At 57.7% G+C, this 15,727-nt stretch carries 19 protein-coding genes; 4 read left to right on the forward strand and 15 right to left on the reverse strand.

The features are described 5' to 3' along the window. Position 1 precedes the first annotated feature (1 nt). The 9 genes from mltG to MPRO_RS11750 all read right to left on the reverse strand — a co-directional run bounded on the left by mltG (position 2) and on the right by MPRO_RS11750 (position 7,245). Positions 2 to 1,036, reverse strand: a complete 1,035-nt coding sequence (mltG, locus tag MPRO_RS11710) for an endolytic transglycosylase MltG (protein ID WP_067292288.1) — start codon at positions 1,034 to 1,036, stop codon at positions 2 to 4. Then, positions 1,030 to 1,875 (reverse strand): aminodeoxychorismate lyase, encoded by an 846-nt coding sequence (pabC, locus tag MPRO_RS11715; RefSeq protein WP_082708690.1) that lies wholly within the window; start codon positions 1,873 to 1,875, stop codon positions 1,030 to 1,032. Before pabC ends, mltG begins: the two co-directional genes overlap by 7 nt. Before the next feature lie 54 nt (positions 1,876 to 1,929). Beyond that, the gene (fabF, locus tag MPRO_RS11720; RefSeq protein WP_067292291.1) at positions 1,930 to 3,168 is read right to left on the reverse strand and encodes a beta-ketoacyl-ACP synthase II; all 1,239 of its coding nucleotides are present in this window, start codon (positions 3,166 to 3,168) and stop codon (positions 1,930 to 1,932) included. A 90-nt stretch (positions 3,169 to 3,258) separates the two neighbouring features. Continuing rightward, a complete protein-coding gene (gene acpP, locus MPRO_RS11725) occupies positions 3,259 to 3,492 on the reverse strand; it encodes an acyl carrier protein (RefSeq protein WP_067292294.1) in 234 nt (77 codons plus the stop codon). 167 nt (positions 3,493 to 3,659) lie between these two features. Further along, positions 3,660 to 4,403: a 3-oxoacyl-ACP reductase FabG gene (fabG, locus tag MPRO_RS11730; protein ID WP_067292297.1), complete on the reverse strand. Its 744-nt coding sequence runs from the start codon at positions 4,401 to 4,403 to the stop codon at positions 3,660 to 3,662. A gap of 20 nt (positions 4,404 to 4,423) precedes the next feature. Further along, on the reverse strand, positions 4,424 to 5,356 hold the full coding sequence (gene fabD / locus MPRO_RS11735) for an ACP S-malonyltransferase (RefSeq protein ID WP_067292300.1): 933 nt from the start codon (positions 5,354 to 5,356) through the stop codon (positions 4,424 to 4,426). A gap of 144 nt (positions 5,357 to 5,500) precedes the next feature. Beyond that, complete coding sequence (gene plsX, locus MPRO_RS11740) at positions 5,501 to 6,517, reverse strand: phosphate acyltransferase PlsX (RefSeq protein WP_082708692.1); 1,017 nt, start codon at positions 6,515 to 6,517, stop codon at positions 5,501 to 5,503. A gap of 2 nt (positions 6,518 to 6,519) precedes the next feature. Beyond that, positions 6,520 to 6,702: a 50S ribosomal protein L32 gene (rpmF, locus tag MPRO_RS11745; protein ID WP_067292304.1), complete on the reverse strand. Its 183-nt coding sequence runs from the start codon at positions 6,700 to 6,702 to the stop codon at positions 6,520 to 6,522. 18 nt (positions 6,703 to 6,720) lie between these two features. After that, on the reverse strand, positions 6,721 to 7,245 hold the full coding sequence (locus tag MPRO_RS11750) for a YceD family protein (protein ID WP_067292307.1): 525 nt from the start codon (positions 7,243 to 7,245) through the stop codon (positions 6,721 to 6,723). 126 nt (positions 7,246 to 7,371) lie between these two features. On the opposite strand from MPRO_RS11750, the gene MPRO_RS11755 reads away from it, so the two are divergent. After that, entirely contained in the window at positions 7,372 to 7,950 is a 579-nt protein-coding gene (locus MPRO_RS11755; RefSeq protein ID WP_067292309.1) for a Maf family protein, read from the forward strand. A gap of 64 nt (positions 7,951 to 8,014) precedes the next feature. Here the strand turns inward: MPRO_RS11755 and MPRO_RS11760 are convergent, their stop codons facing one another. Together MPRO_RS11760 and MPRO_RS11765 are read right to left on the reverse strand one after the other, a co-directional pair. After that, positions 8,015 to 9,022, reverse strand: a complete 1,008-nt coding sequence (locus MPRO_RS11760; protein WP_067292312.1) for a S49 family peptidase — start codon at positions 9,020 to 9,022, stop codon at positions 8,015 to 8,017. Positions 9,023 to 9,034: 12 nt separating this feature from the next. Continuing rightward, complete coding sequence (locus tag MPRO_RS11765; protein ID WP_067292316.1) at positions 9,035 to 9,691, reverse strand: HAD family hydrolase; 657 nt, start codon at positions 9,689 to 9,691, stop codon at positions 9,035 to 9,037. Between the two features lie 119 nt (positions 9,692 to 9,810). Between MPRO_RS11765 and MPRO_RS11770 the strand changes: the two genes are divergently transcribed. After that, positions 9,811 to 10,239 (forward strand): RrF2 family transcriptional regulator, encoded by a 429-nt coding sequence (locus MPRO_RS11770; protein WP_067292381.1) that lies wholly within the window; start codon positions 9,811 to 9,813, stop codon positions 10,237 to 10,239. A gap of 1 nt (position 10,240) precedes the next feature. Here MPRO_RS11770 and MPRO_RS11775 read toward each other — a convergent pair whose 3' ends face one another. Then, complete coding sequence (locus tag MPRO_RS11775; RefSeq protein WP_067292319.1) at positions 10,241 to 11,266, reverse strand: NAD(P)/FAD-dependent oxidoreductase; 1,026 nt, start codon at positions 11,264 to 11,266, stop codon at positions 10,241 to 10,243. A 202-nt stretch (positions 11,267 to 11,468) separates the two neighbouring features. Then, complete coding sequence (locus MPRO_RS11780; RefSeq protein WP_067292323.1) at positions 11,469 to 11,960, reverse strand: putative 4-hydroxy-4-methyl-2-oxoglutarate aldolase; 492 nt, start codon at positions 11,958 to 11,960, stop codon at positions 11,469 to 11,471. Positions 11,961 to 12,117: 157 nt separating this feature from the next. Here MPRO_RS11780 and MPRO_RS11785 point away from each other — a divergent pair, with 157 nt between their 5' ends. After that, on the forward strand, positions 12,118 to 12,591 hold the full coding sequence (locus MPRO_RS11785) for a YaiI/YqxD family protein (protein WP_067292327.1): 474 nt from the start codon (positions 12,118 to 12,120) through the stop codon (positions 12,589 to 12,591). 9 nt (positions 12,592 to 12,600) lie between these two features. Here MPRO_RS11785 and chrA read toward each other — a convergent pair whose 3' ends face one another. Together chrA and MPRO_RS11795 are read right to left on the reverse strand one after the other, a co-directional pair. Then, complete coding sequence (gene chrA / locus MPRO_RS11790; protein WP_067292330.1) at positions 12,601 to 13,764, reverse strand: chromate efflux transporter; 1,164 nt, start codon at positions 13,762 to 13,764, stop codon at positions 12,601 to 12,603. Between the two features lie 83 nt (positions 13,765 to 13,847). Next, on the reverse strand, positions 13,848 to 14,726 hold the full coding sequence (locus tag MPRO_RS11795) for a LysR family transcriptional regulator (RefSeq protein ID WP_067292333.1): 879 nt from the start codon (positions 14,724 to 14,726) through the stop codon (positions 13,848 to 13,850). 117 nt (positions 14,727 to 14,843) lie between these two features. Here MPRO_RS11795 and MPRO_RS11800 point away from each other — a divergent pair, with 117 nt between their 5' ends. Continuing rightward, complete coding sequence (locus MPRO_RS11800; protein WP_067292337.1) at positions 14,844 to 15,617, forward strand: ferredoxin--NADP reductase; 774 nt, start codon at positions 14,844 to 14,846, stop codon at positions 15,615 to 15,617. The last annotated feature ends 110 nt before the right edge of the window (positions 15,618 to 15,727 follow it).

A 15,727-nucleotide genomic window follows, 5' to 3' on the forward strand; every position in this document is an offset into this window, starting at 1 on the left:
TTCAGCCTCCCGGCGTCGAGCGGTAGTCTTCGCGCCGCTGCAGCTGATAGCGGCGCACGGCGGAATTATGCTCGGACAGACGGGCCGAGAAATGATGACTGCCGTCTCCCTTTGCCACAAAAAACAGCCAGGGGCCCGCTTCCGGGTTAAGCGCCGCCTCGATGGCGTCCTTTCCCACCATTGCAATAGGCGTGGGCGGCAGCCCTTCGATCGCATAGGTGTTATAGGGCGTTTTTTTCAACAAATCAGAACGGCGCAAATTACCCTTGTACTCAGCCCCCATGCCATAGATCACCGTCGGATCGGTTTGCAGCCGCATGCCCTGCTGCAGCCGACGCACGAAGACTCCACTGATGCGCGGACGCTCCTGCGCCACCGCGGTTTCCTTTTCGATGATCGAGGCCATGGTCAGCGCTTCGTACGCAGAATCATAGGGCAGCTCAGACGCACGATCTTCCCAGGCCTGGGCCAGGGCTTCATCCAGCGAGGTACGGGCGCGACGCAACAGATCCAGATCCGACATGCCCCGCAGGAATTGGTAGGTTTCAGCCAGGAACATGCCTTCAGGGTGCTTATCCGGCTCATCCAGCTGCGCCATGACTTCGCTGTCGTCCAGTTCGCCCAGAGTCTGCAACAACACCCTGTTGGCCGCCAACTGCTCACGCAACTGCGCGAAGGTGGTGCCCTCCACGACGGTGAAGAAGTGACGCAGGGTGTCACCATCGATCATTTTCTGCATTAGACCGCGCAGGGTCAGACCCGGCTCTACCTCGTATTCACCGGCTTTGACACTGTGGGCCAGGCCGTTAATACGAGCATAAATGCGCAGAAATATCGGCCGCTGCACCAGACTTGCAGCCTCAAGATCGGCAACGATCTGATTAAACCCCTGTCCCCGCTCAATCAGCAGCGTGCGGGACTCATCCACCGGCAGCGGACTATCAATATAGGCATTGATTCGTTGCCAGCCAATGGCGCTCAGCAGCAGAACCAGAAAGGCGCCGACGGCCACCAGGCTTATAGATTTTTTCAACACGCAAGATAATCCTTTGCTAGCAGCGATTGCAGCTGTCGAGTAACCGGACCCACCGACCAGTGCCGCGCGCCCAGTGTGACCACCGGCCAGATATCGATCAGGCTGTTACACAGCATGACTTCATCCGCCTGCTCAAATTCAATTTTGCCAAAGCGCCCTTCCACCACTTCAATTCCGGCGGCAACGGCCAGCTGCAACAGGCGCCCGCGCACCACGCCCGCCACACCACAGCGATCCAGCAGTGGCGCATAGAGGCGTGAACCGCGGACCCAGAGCAGGTTGCTCATGGTGCCTTCCACCACAAAACCCTCAGTGTCACACAACAAGCCTTCGCGAATATAAGGATCGTCCCACTCACTGCGCGCCAGCACCTGCTCCAGCCGGTTCAGATGCTTGATACCCGCCAGCCGCGGGCTTAGCGCCAGGGCCATGTCACACCAGCGCACCCGCACGCCGACCTGAGCAGGACTGTGCGGATATTCCGGCATAACGGAGAGCATCAGAATACGCGTCGGCGTCATACCGGCCTGGGGCAGGTATCCGCGCCCGCCTGCACCGCGAGTCACCAAGATTTTGAGCACACCGAAACTCTGCATGGGACACAGGCTTTTGAGGCGTTGCAGATCCTGCTGCAAATCGACAAACAGCGTTCGAGTATCGATCGCCAGACGCTCGCAACCGCTGCGCAGACGTTCAAGGTGCAAATCCAGTAACAGCGGACGCCCCGCACGCAACTGTACGGTTTCGAACAGACCATCGCCATAGGCCAGACCGCGATCAGTTACCGCGACTGTATCGGTGGCAACGCCGTTGATCAGCATGAAGGGGGACTTAGTCATAGACAGGCACAGACGGCGCCCCTGACCCGCAGGACAGGAACGCGCGACTGCGGATCAAATCTTGCGAAACGCAAGAGTGCCGTTCGTGCCGCCAAAACCGAAGGAATTGGACAGCGCAGTGTCTATCCGGCATTCCTGGGCCACATTGGGCACATAGTTGAGATCGCAACCTTCGGACGGGTTGTCCAGGTTGATGGTGGGCGGCGCCACTTGGTCACGGATGGCCAACAGGCAGAAAATTGCCTCTACCGCACCAGCCGCACCCAGCAAATGTCCGACCATCGATTTGGTTGAACTCATGCGCACGACAGAAGCTGAACTGCCGAGCACGCGTTTGGCGGCGTTGGATTCCGCCACATCACCCGCCGGCGTCGAAGTACCGTGGGCATTGATGTAGTGCAGCTCATCCGGATTCATACCCGCATCACGCAGAGTATTTTCCATCGCACGGGCGGCGCCCTCACCGGACACTGGCGGCGCAGTCATGTGGAAGGCATCATCACTCATGCCAAAGCCCACGATTTCTGCATAAATCCGCGCCCCGCGAGCCTTGGCGTATTCGTACTCTTCCAGTACCACAATACCGGCACCGTCGCCCAGCACGAAGCCGTCACGGTCGCGGTCCCAGGGACGGCTTGCCGCCGTCGGGTCGTCATTACGGGTAGAAAGCGCACGGGCAGCGGCAAAACCACCGATACCCAGCGGGGTATTGGCCATTTCGGCACCACCGGCAACCATCACGTCCGCATCGCCGTATTGAATCATGCGCATGGCATGACCAATGTTGTGCGTGCCCGTGGTGCAGGCCGTGGTGATGGCAATGTTCGGGCCGCGCAGGCCGTACTTGATCGCCAGATTGCCGGCAATCATGTTAATAATGCTGCCCGGCACAAAAAACGGCGATATGCGGCGCGGGCCGCCTTCGTTCAAAATATCGTGGTTTTTCTCGATCATCGACAGACCACCGATGCCCGAGCCCACCGCACATCCGATGCGGTGTGAATTTTCGTCGTTCACTTCCAGACCAGAGTCGTCAATCGCCTGAGTCGCGGCTGCCATGCCGTACTGGATGAACAGGTCCATTTTGCGGGCGTCTTTAACACTCATGTACTGGCTAACATCAAACCCCTTCACAGGGGCTGAGAAGCGTGTCGCAAACGCAGATGCGTCGAAGTGGTCAATCGGAGCTGCGCCACTTTTGCCAGCAAGGATGTTGTCCCAGGTTTCTTTAACCGTATTCCCCACCGGTGTCAGCATTCCGATGCCGGTAACCACCACTCTCCTGCGAGACATTGCGATCCTCCAGTTACTCTGGCCGTAAAAAAGAAAAGCCGCACTATACTGCGATAGATGCGGCTTTTCACTTGTTCTTAAACGTATCGATTACTGGTGCGTGGTGATGTAATCGATTGCCAGCTGTACGGTGGTGATTTTTTCAGCTTCTTCGTCAGGAATCTCAGTTTCGAACTCTTCTTCCAGAGCCATAACCAGCTCTACCGTGTCCAGAGAGTCAGCGCCAAGATCTTCAACGAAAGAGGCTTCGTTGGTCACTTCGTCGCCTTTAACGCCCAGCTGTTCTGCGATGATTTTCTTTACGCGCTCTTCAATGTTGCTCATAACTCTTCCTATATTCTTTTCAACCCGTGCACCCTGTGATGCGAATCGGGATTTTATAGATACCGCCATGCCCTAGCAAGCGTGACAGCGTTTATTATCACCGTAAACTGACGGCCAATTATCAACAAATTGCCGGAAAAAACAATTCTTTGTGACAGAAGTCGAAATCAGGCCATGTACATCCCGCCATTGACCTGGATTGTCTCGCCTGTGACATAGGCGCCCCCCTGGCCGGCCAGAAAGCCCACCACGGCAGCGATCTCCTCGGGCTGACCGAGACGATTCATTGGAATTTGTGCCTGCAAATGCGCCTTGTGCTCATCTGCCAGACCACTGGTCATGTCGGTATCGATAAAGCCCGGCGCGACACAGTTAACCGTAATATTGCGTGAACCTACCTCACGCGCCAGGGCGCGGGTAAAGCCTTCCATGCCGGACTTGGCAGCAGCATAGTTCACCTGCCCCGCATTGCCCATGGACGCGACCACTGAACTGACACTGACGATACGACCCCAGCGCGCTTTGGTCATGCCACGCAGGCACGCCTTGACGACACGATAAACCGAGGTGAGATTGGTATTCAAAACCGAATCCCACTCGTCTTCTTTCATGCGCATCAGTATATTATCACGGGTGATACCAGCATTATTGACGAGAATTTGCACAGCGCCAAATTCTTCCTGAATACGCTTAATCACCTGCTCAACGGACTCAGCACTGGAGACATCCAGCACCATGCCAGCGCCTTTGAAGCCGGCTTCACCGAGGTAGGCGCTAATGGTTTGCGCACCCGACTCGCTGGTTGCCGTACCCACTACTATGGCACCCTGACCGCCCAACTCATGAGCAATTGCCTTGCCGATACCACGGGTAGCACCGGTCACCAGCGCCACTTTACCTTCGATACTCATCTGCTGTCCCTTATCGATATTTATTCGCCCAGCGCCTTGGCAAGGCCTGCAGGTTCGTTGATCGCAACCACATTGAGTGCTTTATGCACCTTCTTGTTCAGGCCGGACAACACCTTGCCGGGGCCGCATTCCACCACGGTTTCAGCACCGGCATCCACCATGGCCTGAACAGTGCGCGTCCAGAGCACCGGACTGTAGAGCTGCGCCAGCAAATTCTCCCTGATCTGCTCAAGGGTAGCCGGAACAGCCGCATCCACATTCTGCAGCACCGGAATTTGCGGCGCCTGCAGGACAATATCGGCCAGTACAGGCGCCATACCTGCTGCCGCCGGGCGCATAAGCGCACAGTGGGATGGCACACTCACCGGTAACGGAATCGCCCGTTTGGCGCCAGCAGCCTTACAGGCTTCCATCGCACGCTCAACGGCAGCTTTTTCACCGGCGATCACCACCTGACCTGGGCAGTTGAAATTGACCGGAGATACCACCTGCCCCTGAGCTGCGCTCTCGCAGGCCACGGCTATAGCCGCATCATCCAGCCCGAGAATGGCCGCCATGGCGCCCGTACCAGCAGGCACGGCCTGCTGCATCAGGCGACCACGCAACTGCACCAGACGCACGCCATCGGCGAAGCCAAGTACACCTGCACACACCAGGGCACTGTACTCACCCAGGCTATGACCGGCCATCAGCGCAGGCGTAGCACCGCCACGCTGCTGCCACAGGCGCCACAGCGCCACAGCAGCACTGAGCAATGCAGGCTGGGTAACTTCGGTATTATTCAATTCTTCTTCAGGGCCCTGCTGCACCAGCGCCCAGAGGTCATACCCCAGCGCCTCGGACGCCTCGGCAAAGGTCTCCTGAATAACGGGATACTGTTCGGCAAGTTCAGCCAGCATACCAAGATGCTGGGAACCCTGTCCGGGGAAAACAAAAGCAAGCGCTTGCGACATGGATTCCTCATCTTTGCAATCTAATTGCGATGACCGCCCTAGGGGCATAATGGAGCCGTAGTTTACATTAATACGCGAACCTTGGCAGGCCGAACCGCCCTGCAAAGCGCCTTAAAACGGCGTATCGAGACTCAGTATAGGCACTCAGATCAGGGATGCAGCAAGCTGCTCGCTGATTCGGCGCGGCACATCCATCTTTATCTCGGCCACAGCCTCGTCAATAGCAAAGCCAAAACAGGCACGATCAGCACCGCCATGGCTCTTGACCACTATTCCCTGGAGCCCGAGCAGACTGGCACCGTTACGCCGCGACGGATCCAGCTGCTGCCCAAGCTCACGCAGTATTGGCTGCGCCAGCCAGGCCAGCAGACGCCTATACCAGGTACGCCCAAAGGCCGCACTCAACCGGCTCGCCACCAGACGCGATACACCCTCACTGCTTTTGAGCGCAATATTGCCGACAAAACCGTCACACACCACCACATCGGCCTTGCCTGCGAAAATATCGTCGCCCTCGATATAGCCGATATAGTTCAGGCGACCATGCGCCTCGATCAGCGCGGACGCCAGCTTGACCTGCTCATTGCCCTTGATCGCTTCCTGACCAATATTCAGCAAGCCAACACGGGGGGCAGCAATAGCATCGACCGCCTGAGTCATGACAGAGCCCATGATGGCAAACTGCAGCAAATGCTCGGCACAGCAGTCAACATTGGCGCCCAGATCGAGCATATAGCAGTGCCCCTCAAGCGTGGGCACCGCCGTCACTATAGCCGGCCTATCTATCCCCTCCAGCATCCGCAGCAGATGTCGCCCAATCACCATCAGCGCGCCTGTATTGCCGGCACTGACACAGGCATTCGCCTGACCATCAGCAACCAGCTGCAGGGCAACACTAAGGGAGCTGTTCTGACCTTTGCGTAACGCATGGGACGGCTTTTCATCCATGGCAATAACGCCATCAGCCTGAACAGGCTGCAGCCGCTCGCGCACGGATGCGGGAAGATTTTGCAAATAGGGGGTAAAAGTATCAGCCTGGCCAACCAGCTTAATGGTCAGACCGGGGTATCGTTCAAGCGCCTCAACGGTGGCGGGAACCGTAACGCGGGGACCGAAGTCCCCGCCCATCGCATCAATCGCAATGGTACAAAAGCCGGACAAGCTTAGATTTCGTCCTGCTTGTTGATAACCTGACGACCACGGTAAAAACCATCGGCGCTCACGTGGTGACGCATATGAGTTTCGCCAGTGGTGGCTTCAACAGAAAGACTCGGGGTGCCCAGAGCGTCATGGGAACGACGCATGTCACGCTTAGACCGGGACTTTTTGTTCTTCTGTACTGCCATGGTGAGATAACTCCTAGTTCAACTCTTGTCAGCGTCGGCCTTCAGCTTGGCCAATACACTGAACGGGTTAGGTTTTTTTGACTTCCCATCTTCTGGGGCGATTTCCCCGAAAGAGGTCTGAATACTACAGTCGACATGAAAAGGCACTACCGGAAGGTTAAGAATCAACTCCTCCTCCACGACAGACCAGAGTTCGATGTCTTCGTCCTCAACGATCAGCGGATCATAATGACGTGGCAATGTTTTAGCCACTTCCTCGCTGGGCGCGACTGCCAGATTAAAGCTGGCCTCAACATCAATCTCGACGGACTCCAGACAGCGCTGACACGTCATGTGGACCCTGCCTTGTGCATTGCCCGAAACTGTACGGATTCGTTGAGGGTCCAGTGAAAACAGAAGATCCACAATGATATCGCCTTCTTCCTCAACGAGGTAAGACGACAAGCGTGGCATTCCATTCAGACTGGCAAGCCCCTGAATACGTACTTCCCGTTCGGCAAGCTTTCGCGGGTCAACTTTTTTCGGTAATGGTCCGTACGACATAAGCGCGCAATTCTAGGGTGCAAACCCCTGACTGTCAAAGAAAAACAGAGGGCTTCCACATGATTAATTCGGGTTGGTATTCTACGACGTATAGAACCCCCTGTAACGCTGAAATGGCATTCACTGATGAATAAACTGATCCTGGCCTCGAGTTCCGTCTACAGACGCGCCCTTCTCGACAAATTACAGCTCCCCTATGAATGCATCAGCCCCGATATTGATGAAAGCCCACAGCCCGGCGAGCATGCCGAAGACCTGGTGCGGCGCCTGGCACTGGAGAAGGCCCGCGCCATCGCCAGAACAACGCCTAATGCCCTCATTATTGGCTCCGACCAGGTCGCCGTGCTTGATGGCGACATTATCGGCAAGCCCCTAACGCGCGACAAGGCCCGCGCCCAACTGCTGCGCGCATCGGGTCGCAGCCTGCGCTTTGTCACCGGCCTGTGCCTGCTGAACAGCAACAGCCAGCACAGTCAGATCGATGCGATCGACTTTCGTGTCCATTTTCGCGCTCTCAGCGAGCAACAGATCGAACGTTACCTGGATCGAGAAGAGCCCTATCAGTGCGCTGGCAGTTTCAAGGCCGAAGGGCTTGGCATCGCGCTCTTTGAGCGTTTGGAGGGCGACGACCCCAACAGCCTGATCGGCTTGCCGCTAATCCGCCTGGTACGGATGCTGGAAAATGCCGGTGTTCAGGTGTTGTAAAACGCCGTCACGCAAAAAGGGAGACCTAAGCCTCCCTTTCTTATCTATGCCGTTCTATATTCGCTTAGCGCAGCGTGCCCATACTCCCCAGGCCGAGCTCTGTGGCCAGGGACCTGGAAACGCTCACCCCGAGTCGGTCGATTAGCTTCTCCAGAGCTGAAAGCTTGGAGCCGTATTTAACCAGCTCCTCCTGCCCGACAATATCCCGCGCAACCATGCTGCTGTTGCCAAGCCCATCAATGAGCCCCAGCTTCAACGCCTGCTCACCGGTCCAGATCAGACCACTGAAGAGACGGTCATCATCTTTGAGCCGATCACCGCGCCCCGCACGCACCTGATCAATAAACTGCTGATGAGTGGTGCCCAGCACTTCTTCCCAAAAACGCCGTTCGCTGTCTTTCAGCGGACTGAACGGATCTAGGAACGCCTTGTGTTCACCGGAGACCAGCGAACGGCGCTCAACGCCGAGTTTGTCAATCAACTCCACAAAGCCAAAGCCCGCCGAGGTCACGCCAATGGAGCCGACCAGACTCGCCTTGTCGGCGTAAATCTCATCCGCCGCCGCCGCCATATAGTAGGCCCCCGAAGCGCCTATATCGCTGATCACGGCATAGAGTTTCTTCTGCGGATAGAGCCCGCGCAGGCGCTTGATTTCATCATACACATAGCCCGACTGCACCGGACTGCCGCCAGGACTGTTAATGCGCATGATCACAGCCTGGGACTTCGGCTCCTTGAAGGCCGCACGCAGAGCCCCGACTATATTGTCGGCACTGGCCTCTTCACCATCGGCGATGGGGCCGCGCACATCAATGATGGCCGTGTGCTCTTTGGTCAGCACCTCGTGCCCCAGATCCTTGCCCACCAGGAAGATCGCAAGAATTCCGAACAGGTAGCCAAAAGTCAGCAGCTTGAAGAAAATACCCCAGCGTCGGCTACGGCGCTGCTCGGCGTGCAGCCCCATCAGCAATTTTTCGATAAGGCGCCATTCACGCTTGCTGCCGTCCTGCGCCTTGTCTACGGTCGCTTGCAACTTGTCATCCATTTTTTCGTCCCAGGGATTATCGGCCACAAAGTGCTCCTGTCAGGATAATGTCTGTTCGTCGAGCCAGCGTTCCAGCTCCGGAAAATTGTCGATCTCCAGCACCGGCCGCCAGGGCTTGAGCCGGTCTATATGGTGAGCGCCATAGCTCACGGCCACAGTCCCCATACCGATTCTATGACCCATTTCCAGATCATACTCGGTATCACCCACCATCAGCGCCTCAGACACATCAACCCCCGCTTGCTGCAGTATCTCATGCAGCATGTGCGGATCTGGCTTGGAGGTGGTTTCATCAGCGCAGCGCGACAGCTCGAACAGACTGCCGAGCCCGGTCTGTGCAAATACCCGATCCAGCCCGTGGCGATTCTTGCCAGTCGCCACCGCCAGCCGATAGCCTTTGCGGTGCAAGCTTTCCAGACTGCTGCGGGCGCCGGCAAACAGATGAGTGGGCGTATCATCGCCGGTGACATAGTAATGGGCATAGCGCTCGCGCATGCCCTCGATGCCCGCAGCATCAATACCAGGTATCAGTGCCCGTATCGCCTCGGGCAGCCCCAGCCCGATAATATTGCGGACTGCCTCAGCATCCAGTGGCTCCAGCCCAAGATCCAGTGCCGAACGCTGCATGCTCGAGATGATTCGAGCAGCAGAATCGATGACGGTTCCATCCCAATCGAAAATCAGCAGTTTATACACAACAGCAACCCCATCTAGTCCCAAGGCGGCAAAGAATGCAGCAATGCTTCGGCCGGCGCAAGGTTGCAGCCCAGTGGTCACCCAACGTATATTTGGAAAACATTTTTCAGGATAGCACCATGCAACTGAGCCGCTTTACGGACTACACCCTGCGGGTACTGTTTTATGTCGCCATCAATAACGAGCGTCTGACGACCCTGCACGAGATTGCAGACTTCTACCAGATATCGGTGGAACACCTGCGCAAGGTGGTGCATGCGCTCTCCAAAAGCGGACACCTTAAAACCTATCGCGGAAAAAACGGCGGACTCAAACTAAACTTGGCGCCTGCCGACATCAACCTCGGCGCCATTGTGGGTCAGAGCGAGGGCACCAGCCCGCTGATTGATTGTGAGTCGCAGCCTTGCCGCCTGGCGGGCATCTGCAACCTTCAAAGCGCTCTGGCCGAAGCCCAGCGTGCCTTTATGGCAAGCCTGGCCCAATACAGCCTGGCCGACATGCTCAACAGCCCCCAGATGCAGCAACAACTGATCAGCAAAACAGGCTAAGTCAAAAATCAGTGTCCACGCCCAGGCGCCGACGCAGCAACGGACTGGTGGTGGTGTACTGCAGATGTACCTTCTTGCCGGGCTCCAGTCGCGACTTGATGGCAAAGGCAGCCAGCGCCGCTTCATGAAATCCGCTCAAAATCAGCTTTTTCTTGCCGGGATAGCTGTTGATATCACCGATGGCGAATACGCCAGGCAGCGAGGTTTCAAAGCGCTCGGTATCCACCTGCAGCTGATTGGCATCCATCGCCAGGCCCCAGTCTTTTACAGGCCCAGGGTTTGGCACCATGCCAAAGAACACCAGCAGACAATCAACTTCCTGCCAATGGGTGCACCCTTCACTGTCGGTCAGCTCAACCGCCGTGAGGCGCCCATCAGAGCAGCGATAATCGCTTGCCCGCCCCGCGACAAAGCGCATGCGCCCCTGCTCGCACAGTGCCTGCATCTTTTCCACCAGTGCAGGCTGGGCCCGAAAGCGCTCGGATCGGTGCACCAGAACCACTGAGCGAGCCTCAGGCACCAGTGCCATGACCCAGTCCAGCGCCGAGTCACCCCCACCCAGAACCAGCAGATCCTTATCCTGAAACTGGGCCCTATCCTTTACGGCATAGAACAGCTGATCACCTTCGAGCGCCTCGATCCCCTCCAGCTTGAGGCGCACCGGCTGAAAGGCACCGGCACCGGCTGCGATCACCACGGCGGCCACATCAAACTCGGAGCCTTTGTCGCCACGCAGCCAGAACCGCTCGCCCCGCGGCTCAAGCTGCTCAATACGCTCACCAAAACAGAACTGCGCCTTGAAGGGTGCGATCTGACGCAGCAGATTTTGCGTCAGCTGGGCACCGCTGATTTCGGGAATGGCGGGGATATCGAAAATGGGTTTTTGAGGATAGAGCTCGGCACACTGGCCTCCGGGCTGCTCAAGTGCCTCCACCACTATGGCGCTGAGCCCCAGCAGGCCCAGCTCGAACACCTGAAACAGACCGCAGGGGCCCGCACCTATCACCAGAACATCAGCCGTTTTCATTCACATGCCTCCCATTGTCCGAACCGCGAGACCCGCGCCAGGTAAAACCGTCACAGACATCAGCATGCACCCGGTTGTTGAATTCAGCATGAACACCCCCAGTGTAGACAGCGGACAGACGTAGACGGCGAACATAGCAGAGAGCAGGCGCAAACGGAGGGCATGGGCGCCAGCAGCAGGCTGCAGACGCCCTGGGTGAAAATCAGTCCTGCGGCAACTCGAGCTTCTGCGGGCTCACCAACAGACCGTTATTGTCACCGTAAACATATTCTCCCGGACGGAAGGTTACGCCGCCAAAGGTGACCGGTACATTGACATCCCCCAGCCCCCGTTTCTCGGTTTTTAGCGGATGACTGCCAAGCGCCTGTACGCCCAGATCCAGATCGGCGATGGCGTTAACGTCGCGGATGCAGCCATATATCACGATGCCTTCCCAGCCATTATCCGCCGCCTTCTCGGCCAGCATGTCGCCCAGCATGGCGCGGCGCATGGAGCCACCACCATCGACAACCAGCACCTTGCCCTCCCCGGGCAGCGCAACCTGTTCGCGCACCCTGGAATTATCCTCAAACGCCTTGATGGTGACGATCTCGCCACCGAAGGCACCACGGCCGCCAAAGCTGCCGAACATGGGCTCAACTACCTGTACCAGCTCTTCAAAATGGTCACACAGCTCGGGCAAAAGATCGTCCATCAGAAACTCCTTGGGGTATATATCGGCCGCTCAGCGACTACAGCAAAACGCCATGATCGGTGATCAAGCGGATAAATGCACTACCACCAAGGCAGGATAACGTCGGATAATGACGACCATACTGGCTCAATTCTTCACCGCTGACAGGAAACTTACTATGCATATCTGGGTCGACGCCGACGCCTGTCCCAAAATGATCAAGGACATTCTGTTTCGGGCTGCACAGCGCACCCATACGCGAATGACACTGGTCGCCAACCAGTTCATGAGCACACCACCCGGCAGTTTGATTGATTCAATACAGGTGGCCAGCGGTTTTGATGTCGCCGATAACACCATCGTCAGCAAACTGCAGCCCGGCGATCTGGTCATTACCGCCGACATTCCGCTGGCGGCCGAGGTCATCGACAACAACGCCTGGGCGCTCAACCCCAGAGGCGAGCTCTATACCAAGGAAAACATCCGCCAGCGCCTGTCGATGCGGGACTTTATGGAAAGCCTGCGCAGTTCCGGCGTTCAGACCGGCGGGCCTGCAACCCTGGGCAACACCGACCGACAGGCCTTTGCCAACCAGCTCGATCGTTTTCTTGCGCGCGCCACCGCGGCCGGGAGCAACCCGCCTCGCCCCTAAAACACCCTATCAGAGCAGGAGCAGGCCCGTGATGATCGCCAGCGGCACCAGGGCAATGACCCCCAGCCCCAAGCCGCGCAACAGATAGAGCCCGGCCAGCGCCAGCGCCAGATCTCGCCCGCCGGTGACGGCACTGACAAACACCGGCTGATACAGCGCCGCCAGCAACAAGCCCACCACCACCGCATTAACACCCGCAACGGCCCCGGCAAGCGCGGGCCTGGCCACCCAGCGCTGCCAATCGGGCAGCACGGCAATCAGCAACAGGAATCCAGGCAGAAACACAGCCAGGGTTGCCAGCAGCGCCCCCAGCACTGGCGCTTGCGGCGCAAGCTCGTATCCCAGAAAGGTCGCCAGGGTAAACATGGGGCCCGGCACGGCCTGGGCAGCGGCGTAACCGAGCAAAAACTGCGATGACGCCAGATCCGCGCCCAGCTGCGCCTGCAATAAGGGCAACACCACGTGGCCACCGCCAAACACCAGACTGCCGGTTTGAAAGAAGTCTGCCGCAACCGTCGCCAGAGCTGACTCGCGAGCCCACCATGACAACGCCAGCAGACCTATAAAGAGCACCAGTGCCCAGCGGTGCCTGCGCGGTATTTTGGATTCAGGCACTGGCACCTTAGCCTCCGTCTGAGCGGGCGCAGCCACGCTTCGCAGCATAACGGCACCGAGCGCCGCGGCCAGCACCAGCACCGCCAGCTGCGGGCCTATACCCGGCTGCAGCAACGCCACCATGGCGCCGAACAGCCCGATAGCCAGCACAAGCCGGCCATTGCAGAAAGACCGCGCCATGCCCCAAAGAGCATCGGCTACCACCACCAGCGCCAGCAGCTTCAAAGCATGCAGTACAGAATCGAACCAGGCCTGATCCAGCAGCCAGCCACCACCTGCGGCCAGGCAAAGCATCAACAGCACTGAGGGTAACGTAAACCCCAAAAAGGCGCAGAAACCACCCAATGTACCTGCGCGCTGATAACCAATGGCGAAGCCCAGCTGACTGGACGCCGGCCCCGGCAGAAACTGGCACAGCGCCAGCAGCTCGGCAAAACTGCGCTCATCCATCCAGCCCAGGCGCTGTACAAAGTGATGGCGAAAGTAACCAATATGGGCGGCAGGGCCACCAAAACTGACGCAGCCCAGCATCAGGAACTGCACAAAAATCTGCCACATGAAGATGAATCCGTCGAGATCTGCCTAAAAGGCGCTTTGTAGCACGCCCGTGTTACGAACTCATGTCAGCGCCACCGAGACCCTCAGGCCTCGCGACATAACTGAATCCAGCGCACCAGGCCCGCACTGCGGTATTTCTGCCGATGCATGACAAAGTAAAACAAGCGCCTGAAGTCTCGCCCCGGCACCTCCAGCGGTACCAGATCGCCGCGACTAAAGGCATCTTCCAGCGTCACCCTGGACAGGCAACCAACGCCAAGCCCTGCCTGCACCGCCCGTTTGATCGCTTCAGTGTGCTGCAGCTCCAGCAAAATATGCATCTGCGGCATCAGACCATAGAGCGCACGATCAAACGCCTGGCGCGTACCTGAGCCGGCTTCACGCAGTATCCAGGGCACCGCCAGCAGCTGCGTATCACTGAGCGCACCTTCACGGGCAAGCGGATGACTCGCACCGCAGAACACAACCAGCTCATCCTCGCGCCAGGGAATGACTTCGAGATCCGCGTGCTGGACTTCACCTTCCACCAGGCCGATATCCAGCTCGAAGTTGCGCACCTTGTCGGCGATGGCGGCGGTGTTCTCGACATCCAGCGTGACCCTCGCATCGGGATGGTCCGTCATGTAACGCGCCATGATCTCCACGGCCAGGTAATTACCGATACTCAGGGTGGCGCCCACTTTGAGCGGCCCCGCCTCGGCGTGCTGCAACAGCGCCGTCTCCAGCTCTAGCGCCTGGGCCAGCAGCGCCTCGACCCTGGGCTGCAGCAGGCGTCCCAGCTCATTCAGCTGCAGTCGCTTGCCGACACGGTCGAACAGCTGGATATCAAAGTGGGTTTCGAGCTCACGCAGAGCACCGCTGGCGGCAGACTGCGACATCGCCAGCTCCTCGGCCGCACGGGTGATGTTTTGGCTGTGAGCCGCGGCCAGAAACACCTGAAGTTGACGCAGGGTGTACTTCATAATCGCTAAAACCGATAAAGGTTATTGATAAATCCATTTTTACAAATGGTTATAGATAGAGGTAATCTTGCAATCATTAAGTTATAAGCATCACCACAGGGTGAAGGACAAGGCAGCATGAGCAATCACAATCGCGAAACGGTTACCGCCGTACACCACTGGAACGAAACACTGTTCAGCTTCACCACTACCCGTGATCCGGGTTTTCGCTTCAAGAACGGCCATTTCACCATGATCGGACTTGAGCTCGAAGGCCGCCCGCTGATGCGCGCCTACAGTATTGCCAGTGCCAACTACGAAGACGAAATGGAATTCTTCAGCATCAAGGTACAGGACGGCCCACTGACCTCCCACCTGCAGCGTCTGCAGGTGGGTGACGAGGTGCTTATCAGCCGCAAGCCGACTGGCACTCTGGTGGCCGACCACCTGCTGCCCGGGCGCAACCTGTATCTGCTCAGCACAGGTACCGGTCTTGCACCCTTTATGAGCATTATCCGCGACCCCGAAATCTATGATCGCTACGACCGCGTGATTCTGACCCACGGCGTACGCTCGGTATCGGAGCTGGCCTATCAGCAGACCATACTGGAAGAACTGCCGAACAACGAATTTTTCGGCGAGGAAATCCGCGAGAAGCTGCTGTACTACCCAACGGTCACCCGCGAATCCTTCCGTAATCAGGGTCGCCTGACCGACCTGATGCGCAGCGGCAAGCTGTTCAGCGACCTGGGCCTGCCACAACCTAATCTTGAGGATGACCGCTTCATGATCTGCGGCAGCCCGAGCATGCTGAAGGAAACCTGTGACATTCTGAATGACTGGGGTTTCAGCGAATCACGCCATGGCGAACAGAGCCACTACGTGATCGAACGCGCCTTCGTTGAAAAATAAGGCTGCAGAAAAAGCCGGCGCGCGCCTCGCAAGACGCTGACTTTAACAATCCCCTGCAAAAAAGGCGCCCGTGCAAAACACGGGCGCCTTTTCGTTGGTGCTTCGCAGCC

This window comes from Marinobacterium profundum (assembly GCF_001528745.1).
GTDB classification, from domain to species: Bacteria; Pseudomonadota; Gammaproteobacteria; order Pseudomonadales; family Balneatricaceae; genus Marinobacterium_A; species Marinobacterium_A profundum.

Excerpts from the sequence above, each read along its gene's own strand:
- MPRO_RS11770 (WP_067292381.1), top strand. The coding sequence starts at position 9,811 with ATGCAACTGAGCCGCTTTACGGACTACACCCTGCGGGTACTGTTTTAT.
- MPRO_RS11795 (WP_067292333.1), bottom strand. The coding sequence starts at position 14,726 with ATGAAGTACACCCTGCGTCAACTTCAGGTGTTTCTGGCCGCGGCTCAC.
- acpP (WP_067292294.1), bottom strand. The coding sequence starts at position 3,492 with ATGAGCAACATTGAAGAGCGCGTAAAGAAAATCATCGCAGAACAGCTG.
- chrA (WP_067292330.1), bottom strand. The coding sequence starts at position 13,764 with ATGTGGCAGATTTTTGTGCAGTTCCTGATGCTGGGCTGCGTCAGTTTT.
- MPRO_RS11800 (WP_067292337.1), top strand. The coding sequence starts at position 14,844 with ATGAGCAATCACAATCGCGAAACGGTTACCGCCGTACACCACTGGAAC.
- MPRO_RS11750 (WP_067292307.1), bottom strand. The coding sequence starts at position 7,245 with ATGTCGTACGGACCATTACCGAAAAAAGTTGACCCGCGAAAGCTTGCC.
- MPRO_RS11775 (WP_067292319.1), bottom strand. The coding sequence starts at position 11,266 with ATGAAAACGGCTGATGTTCTGGTGATAGGTGCGGGCCCCTGCGGTCTG.
- fabF (WP_067292291.1), bottom strand. The coding sequence starts at position 3,168 with ATGTCTCGCAGGAGAGTGGTGGTTACCGGCATCGGAATGCTGACACCG.
- pabC (WP_082708690.1), bottom strand. The coding sequence starts at position 1,875 with ATGACTAAGTCCCCCTTCATGCTGATCAACGGCGTTGCCACCGATACA.
- fabG (WP_067292297.1), bottom strand. The coding sequence starts at position 4,403 with ATGAGTATCGAAGGTAAAGTGGCGCTGGTGACCGGTGCTACCCGTGGT.
- MPRO_RS11785 (WP_067292327.1), top strand. The coding sequence starts at position 12,118 with ATGCATATCTGGGTCGACGCCGACGCCTGTCCCAAAATGATCAAGGAC.
- fabD (WP_067292300.1), bottom strand. The coding sequence starts at position 5,356 with ATGTCGCAAGCGCTTGCTTTTGTTTTCCCCGGACAGGGTTCCCAGCAT.
- rpmF (WP_067292304.1), bottom strand. The coding sequence starts at position 6,702 with ATGGCAGTACAGAAGAACAAAAAGTCCCGGTCTAAGCGTGACATGCGT.
- MPRO_RS11780 (WP_067292323.1), bottom strand. The coding sequence starts at position 11,960 with ATGGACGATCTTTTGCCCGAGCTGTGTGACCATTTTGAAGAGCTGGTA.
- MPRO_RS11755 (WP_067292309.1), top strand. The coding sequence starts at position 7,372 with ATGAATAAACTGATCCTGGCCTCGAGTTCCGTCTACAGACGCGCCCTT.